This window comes from Mesorhizobium sp. M7A.F.Ca.MR.362.00.0.0 (assembly GCF_004023175.1).
Classification (GTDB): Bacteria; Pseudomonadota; Alphaproteobacteria; order Rhizobiales; family Rhizobiaceae; genus Mesorhizobium.
This window is the reverse complement of record NZ_RZTF01000690.1, coordinates 667-1684: the sequence shown is the minus strand read 5'-3', so window position 1 is coordinate 1684 and position 1018 is coordinate 667. Positions and strand designations below refer to the sequence as shown.

The following is a 1018-nucleotide window of genomic DNA, read 5'->3' as shown; positions in this document are numbered from 1 at the left end:
GCAGCAGACCAACGCCCAGAACGGGGTGATCGCCAGCCTGGTGCCGGCCATTGCCGGGCTGCAGCAGTCGATGGGGATCGTGTCCGAAAAAGTGGCCAGGATCGAGCAGACCGTCACGCAAACGCAGAAGACGGTCGAACAGGTCAAGCAGACAACCGACACGGTGGCGAAGAAGGCCGACGAGATCGCCTCGGCCCAGCAGCAGCAGACGCAGCAGACGGCGGAGGTGCAGAAGACCACCGACGAGGTGAAGAAGCAGACCGAGACGCTGGCCGCCGGCCAGGCGCAGCAGCAGGCCCAGACCGAGAAGCTGCAAGAAACGACGCAGCAGATCGCCGCCTCGATCGACACCATCGCCAAGGGCTTTGCCGCCTTGGCCGCACAAGGCGGGGCGATCGCCGAGCCGAAGCGGCCGGACGAGTTCTACCACAATGCCCGCGTCTACGAGCTGTCCGGCGACATGCTCAACGCGCGGCGTTCCTATCTCGCCTTTGCCGGTTTCGACGTCGACGCCATCGACCCCTACACCCGCTTTGCCACGCTGCTTCGGGTGCAGGACGGCAAGGCCGGCGCCCGCGAGGTGTTCGGCGCGCTTGCCGACAAGGGCAAGGCGCTGTCGATCAAGCTGGTGCATATCCAGCAGTTCGACGACGCCCAGCGGCTCGACAAGCTCAACGCCTTCATATCAGCCAATGCGGATTTCGCGCCGGCCTATTTCCTGCTGGCGCAGGAGTTTTCGGAAGATCGGCTCGGCGCCCAGACGCTGGCCGACAAGCGCAACGAGGCCAAGGCGCTGACCAGGTTCGTGTCCTACGAGAAGGATGGCGGGCTGCTCAAATATTTCGTCGACCAGACGCAGCTCGCCGACTGGCTGGACCGCAGCCGCAGCCGGCTGGCGGCACTCGGCGACGTGCTCGATCCCGCCCGCTTCGTGCCTTCGCTGACGCCGATGCGCTCCAACCAGGGCTGGTCGATGACCATCTCGCTGCCGGAGCCGGCAACCGCCATCTCCTGGCGC

1 pseudogene is annotated in these 1018 nt (G+C 65.8%); it reads left to right on the top strand.

The features are described from left to right. Positions 1–1018, top strand: a pseudogene (locus tag EOC06_RS36850) (methyl-accepting chemotaxis protein); the annotation flags it as partial.